The sequence below is a fragment of the Dactylosporangium sp. NPDC051485 genome (assembly GCF_040682015.1).
Taxonomy (GTDB): domain Bacteria; phylum Actinomycetota; class Actinomycetes; order Mycobacteriales; family Micromonosporaceae; genus Dactylosporangium.
Genome location: NZ_JBFAZW010000228.1, coordinates 1 through 4,903, shown reverse-complemented (window position 1 = coordinate 4,903; position 4,903 = coordinate 1). Strand labels below are relative to the sequence as shown.

Sequence of the window (4,903 nt, the reverse complement as noted above, 5' to 3'; positions counted from 1 at the left end):
CCCGGGCCGCTCAGCGGGCCACGAGCGCCTCCCGGAGCCGGTCGGCGACGCCGCGCACGACCGAGCGGGGCCGCTGCTGCTCGCCGGCGAACGCCGAGACGGCGATGAGCGCGCCGGTCAGCGCCGGCACGGCCCACTGCGCCACCCGCTGGCGACGCTGTGCCGCGCGCACCGGCGCGGACGTGCCGGAGGCCGGCTCGGTCACCCCGACCGTCGGCAGGTCCTGCTGCAGCTGCTGCTCCGCCTGAAGCTGGTGGCCGACCCGGCGGCTGTAGGCGGTCGCCGCGAGCGCCGCCGCGGTGAGCGAGGCCTTTGCCGCGCTCACCGCCGCCACCCCGCGCTGCCCGACCACCCGGGACCGGTTGTCGGCCAGCAGCCCGGCGGCGCCGACCAGGTGGGTGCCGATCGCCGCGAGGTTGACCGGCGCCCAGCGGTCCCAGCCGGCGGACGAGATCTGCTGCCGCTCCCGCTGCTGCTGCGCCTGGGCCGCGGCGCCGTGCAGCCCGATCGCGCCCATCAGCGAGCCGCCGAACCAGGCGGCGAGGCCCGCGTCGTGCATCGAACGCAGTGCGGTGTTGCGCTCCGTCGTCATCATGGTGGATTCCTTCCCCGCAGGTGCCCGTGGTGCCCGTCAGCTACCCGTCCGGCCGCAACAAAAGCCGCCGGGCCGCCACAAAAAGCCGCCGGTCCCGCATCGAGCACCATCGGGGTGAAAAAACGGGAATCACGTGCCGCGGCGGGCATCTGACGGCCGGAGGTCACGCGGTGCGGGTCGGCCGGCCTCGCCGTGGTGACCGCCACCGACCGACCGCCGCGGCCGGCACGTGCCTGGCCGATGCGTGGCCGCGCCGGCTGCCCGCCCGGGTCGCGATGCGCCGCGGGCGCGATCAGGGCGGCGATCCTGCCGGGCGACCCCTGCGCCGCGGCCCGGAACCGGTGTGCTCAGCCGCGCAGCTCGTGGTAGCGCCGCAGCAGCAGGCCCTCCCGCAGCGCCCACGGGCAGACCTCCAGCGCGGGCAGGTCGAGCTCCTCCATGACGGTCAGCGCGGTCGCGGCGCCGGCCAGGAGCTGGCGGGCGCGGGCGGCGGCGACGCCGGGGAGAGCGGCCCGCCCGGCCGGGGTCATCGCGGCCAGGCGGGGCAGCCAGCGGCGCAGCCGCCGGCGCGAGAGCACGGTGTCCTCGCCGGTGACCCGGGCCAGCTGCTTGAACGTCTTGGAGGTGCCGAACACGCGGTGCGGGCCGCCGAGCCGCCCGGCGAGCGGGGTCACGGCGGTGCGCACGTGCCGGCGGACCCGGTCGACGGCGGCGCGCGGCGCGGGGTGCTCCGGCAGGTACCGCCGGGTGAGGAAACCCGCGCCGAGGGGCAGCGACACCGCCAGGTCCGGCCGCTCGCCGGCGCCGGCCGCGAGCTCCATCGACATGCCGCCGATGTCGAGCAACAGCAGCGGTTCGGGCCGCGGCAGCCAGCGGCGCACGGCCAGGTAGGTGAGCCGGGCCTCGTCCTCGCCGCTGAGCGAGCGCAGCTCGATGCCGGTCGCCTCGCGGACCCGGCGGCGGATCTCGGCGTTGTTGGTGGCGTCGCGGATCGTCGCGGTCGCCAGCGGGATGAGATCGGCGGCCGGGCGGCGGCGGTAGGCCTCGACGGTCCGGGACACCGCCGCCACGACGCGGTCCACGCCGTCAGGGCTCAGGGCGCCGTCGGGCGTCACCGAGTCGGCCAGGAGGGTGGGCGCCTTGAGGCGGAAGACCGGCTCCGGCGCGCGCCGGTGGTGAGCGTCGACAACCTGCAGGTGTGCGGAGTTGGAGCCGACGTCCAGGACGGCGAGCAGCACGGGCAACCTCCTTCAAAACCTCGACCATAGCCGAGGCAAGCAAGCCGGTTACCCGTGCTGTCGGGTTCGAAACAGGTGCGTGCTACCGCACGACGGCCCCCGAGGGGACCGGCGCGTAGCCGGCCGGGCTCGTCGTGAACGTGCCCCGGCCCTGGGTGCGGCTGCGCAGCCGCGTCGCGTAGCCGAACAGTTCGGCCAGCGGCACGACCGCGGTGACAACGACCGTGCCGGCCCGGGCGGTGGAGCCGGTGACCCGGCCGCGGCGCGCCGCGAGGTCGCCGAGGACGCCGCCGACCATGTCGTCGGGGACGGTCACGGTCGCCTCTACCACGGGCTCCAGCAGTACCATCTCGGACTCCTGGAACGCCTGCTGGAGCGCCTCCCGGCCGGCGAGCCGGAAGGCCAGCTCGGAGCTGTCCTTCTCGTGCATCCTGCCGTCGGTGAGCGTCACCCGCACGCCGGTGACCGGGTGGCCGCCGACCGGTCCGGCCGCGAGGGCGTCGCGGCAGCCGGCCTCGGCCGCCCGGACGAACTCCTTGGCCACGTGCCCGCCGACCACAGTGGACTCGAACACCAGCCCCTCACTGTCCACTGGGGACACGTCGATCTGGACGTGGGCGAAGAGGCCCTGGCCGCCGTTCTGGTGGACCAGGCGGAAGAGCAGCCCGCTGACGCCGCGCACGAGGGTCTCGCGGTAGGCGACCTGCGGGCGGCCGACGGCGACGGCCAGGCCGTTGCCGGTCTGGCGCAGCTTCTCCACCGCCACCTCCAGGTGCAGCTCGCCCATGCCGCTGAGCACGGTCTGGCCGGTCTCGGCGTCGCTGTGCACGACCAGCGACGGGTCCTCCTCGACCAGCCGGGCCAGGGCGACGGCCAGCTTGCCGGCGTCCGCCCGGTTGCGCGCCTCCACCGCCACGGAGACGACGGGCGTCGCCGTGGACGGCGGTTCGAGCACCACCGGGTGCCGCGGGTCGCACAGCGTCTCGCCGACGCGGGCGTGCTTGAGCCCGACGACGGCGACGATGTCACCCGCGACGGCCTCGGGCACGTCGGTGTGCCGGTCGGCCTGCACGTGCAGGATGCGCGAGACGCGCTCGGTCTCGCCCGCGTTGGGCTCGTACACCTCCGTGCCCTTGCGCAGCGCGCCCGAGTACATCCGCAGGAACGTCAGGCGCCCGGTCGCGGCCGCCTGCACCTTGAAGACCAAGGCGGCCAGCGGCGCGTCGGTGACCGGGGGCTTGTCCAGCGGCGAGGGCAGGTACGCCACCACCGCGTCGAGCAGCTCCTCGATGCCCTTGTCCCGGTACGCCGACCCGCCGAGCACCACCACGGCGGCACCGCTGAGCGTCAGCTCCCGCAGCGCCTTGCGCAGCGACGGTGTGGTGAGCGTGCCCGTCTCGACGTACTCCTCCAAGGCCCCGCTGTGCAGCTCGGCCACCTGCTCGACGAGGGACGCGGCGGGTTCGGCCGTCAGGTCGGCCATGCCCGCGAAGCCGGACTCGGCGCCGATCGGGGCCTGGATCGCGATCGGCGTCACGCCGAGCCGGTCGCGGATCGAGGCCACGGCGGCGGCGAAGTCCGCGCCCGCCCGGTCGAGCTTGTTGACGAAGGCGATCCGCGGCACGCCGTAGCGGTCCGCCTGCCGCCAGACCGACTCGCTCTGCGGCTCGACGCCGGCGACGCCGTCGAAGACGGCGACCGCGCCGTCGAGCACGCGCAGCGACCGCTCGACCTCGTCGGCGAAGTCGACGTGGCCGGGCGTGTCGATCAGGTTGACCCGGTGCCCGTCCCAGTCGACGCTGACCGCGGCGGCGAAGATGGTGATGCCGCGGTCGCGCTCCTGGGCGTCGAAGTCGGTGACGGTGGTGCCGTCGTGGACCTCGCCCTGCTTGTAGGTGGCGCCGGTGGCGAACAGGATCCGCTCGGTGGTCGTGGTCTTGCCCGCGTCCACGTGGGCGAGAATGCCGATGTTGCGGACGCGGTCGAGTTCCTTGCGCACTGTTGCCCCTCTGGGCTCGTCACGTGGACAGGACAGCGCGATTCGCCCCGCCGGGGCCTGGCTAGCCCAGCGCGGGACGCCCCAGTGCCGCCGCGCGAGCGGGCACCGGGAGGAACGAGGACACGCGGATCACCTCGTGCTGCGAGCGGGGAACGACGACAGCGGTGCGGTACTGCACGGCCGGCTCCCTCCACTCGAGTTGGTGTCTACGCCAACCCTAGCGTTGCCGTGCAACCCCTTATTCCGTACGACAGGGCGCCTCGGCCGAGCACGTGACGTCAGCCGAGATCGAGGGCCGCCAGGGTGGCCCGGGCAGCGCCCGTCACGGCGTCCTGGGCGGCGTCGGGCTCCGTCTCCCCGCCGTACGTGATGACCAGCACGACGTTGGCGCGCCGGGCCACGACCGCGACCACCGCCCGGTCGATGAGCGTGGTCGTGCCCTGCGGGTTGCCGGCCAGCCAGGCCGCGTCGCCGATGCCGTCGACCTTGTGCGCCGCCCCGCCGAGCGCGTCGGCCAGGTCCCGGGCCCGGTCGGCGGCGTCGGCGATGCTGCTGCCGAAGACGGCGTGCTCGGCCCGGGCGGTCACGGTGAGCGTGCCCTGCGGCACCGTGTACGCGCACGTCCGGTAGCGCGGGCCGTCCTCGGTGCGCTCGTGCCCCGTGACGCCCAGCCGCGCACCGAAGTCGCCGGCGAAGACCGCGCAGGCGTCCGGCGCCCGGCCGGCCACCGTCACGCCCGGCCACCAGGGCTGGTTCCACGGCGCGGCCGTGCCGGCCGCCAGCGGCACGGCGAAGACCAGGACGGCCAGGGTGGCCGCCAGCCGCAGCCGGGGGCCGGGCCGCCGGGCCCGGTACCCGCGCAGCGCCCCCGCCGGGTCCTCGTCCAGCGACGACGCGTCCGGCCCGCGGTCGGCCAGCTCGACCGTCCCGCCGCTCAGCGCGGCCACCGCCGCCCGCACCCGCTCGGCCGGCACCGACGGCGGCACCGGCACCACGAGGGGCCGGAAGCGGCGGGTCCAGCGGGTGCCGGCGGGGTCCCAGTCGTCGGCGTGCGGGCCGCGCGGATCCGCC

4 protein-coding genes are annotated in these 4,903 nt (G+C 75.8%); all 4 read right to left on the bottom strand.

Going from position 1 to position 4,903, the window contains the following annotated elements; all coding sequences use genetic code 11:
- Positions 1-10 precede the first annotated feature (10 nt).
- Complete coding sequence (locus tag AB0M46_RS51005; protein WP_363348959.1) at positions 11-595, bottom strand: hypothetical protein; 585 nt, start codon at positions 593-595, stop codon at positions 11-13.
- A gap of 347 nt (positions 596-942) precedes the next feature.
- Complete coding sequence (locus tag AB0M46_RS51000; RefSeq protein WP_363348957.1) at positions 943-1,833, bottom strand: hypothetical protein; 891 nt, start codon at positions 1,831-1,833, stop codon at positions 943-945.
- Positions 1,834-1,915: 82 nt separating this feature from the next.
- Positions 1,916-3,832 carry an elongation factor G gene (locus tag AB0M46_RS50995; RefSeq protein ID WP_363348955.1) on the bottom strand — a complete coding sequence of 639 codons (1,917 nt, stop codon included), beginning with the start codon at positions 3,830-3,832 and terminating at the stop codon, positions 1,916-1,918.
- 278 nt (positions 3,833-4,110) lie between these two features.
- A partial coding sequence (locus AB0M46_RS50990; RefSeq protein ID WP_363348953.1) for a hypothetical protein occupies positions 4,111-4,903 on the bottom strand: 793 nt, incomplete at its 5' end.

Coding starts and splice junctions, on each gene's coding strand:
- AB0M46_RS51005 (WP_363348959.1), bottom strand. CDS start 595: ATGATGACGACGGAGCGCAACACCGCACTGCGTTCGATGCACGACGCG.